Source organism: Gilliamella sp. wkB18, from assembly GCF_001690875.1.
Taxonomy (GTDB): domain Bacteria; phylum Pseudomonadota; class Gammaproteobacteria; order Enterobacterales; family Orbaceae; genus Gilliamella; species Gilliamella apicola_A.
On sequence record NZ_LZHM01000029.1, the window covers coordinates 1 to 656 of the forward strand.

General features: G+C 38.1%; 1 protein-coding gene. It reads right to left on the reverse strand.

Annotated elements, in window-relative coordinates:
• Positions 1 to 182: 182 nt before the first annotated feature.
• Positions 183 to 656, reverse strand: a 474-nt coding sequence (locus A9G48_RS11490; RefSeq protein ID WP_218057776.1) for a DUF6708 domain-containing protein, incomplete at its 5' end; no start/stop codon positions are given.

Sequence of the window (656 nt, forward strand, 5' to 3'; positions counted from 1 at the left end):
ATAAAAAATCTGATCATTGTGATCCTGACGAATAAAGGCACAATAGGTATTATTGGCATAACTTAAGCGATCGTCATGCAAAGGTACACTATAAGGACCTTTATCTAGATCCCCAAACCAACCAAAAATTTGCGGGCGGTATTTTGATGGCATAATTATTCCTTATTCCTTAATCATCTGGGTTATTCCGTTATATGGTACCGTTGTTTGATTTCGGCGAGCTCTTCTTGCGATGTGGCATTAAACGCTTCGACCATCCATTCGGGCCAGCCTTCACCTTCAATCCTATGGGCTTTAAATTCCGCTTCTTGATCTGATTTATATTCACCGTCATCGATATTGGCAACATCACAAAAAAACATAAAACTATTGATCCATCCCCAAACAAATGTACTTCCTGCACCGGCACGAGCAGGATCTAACATAATATGATCTATCACTTGGTGCGTGCCCGGTTGGCAGACCATTAACACGGTTGAACTTAAGGCATTACGTGACATATTATGAATAATAACACCGTGCAAATCGTTCCAATCATATTCTTTTATTCGGCGTTTTTTCGGTTGTAAAAATACCGAAGGGTGATGTAAAAACTTAAAGTTAAAAAAGTAACTTTCGTTAACATAGACTTTACCGGTTTTACGATTAAATATAAT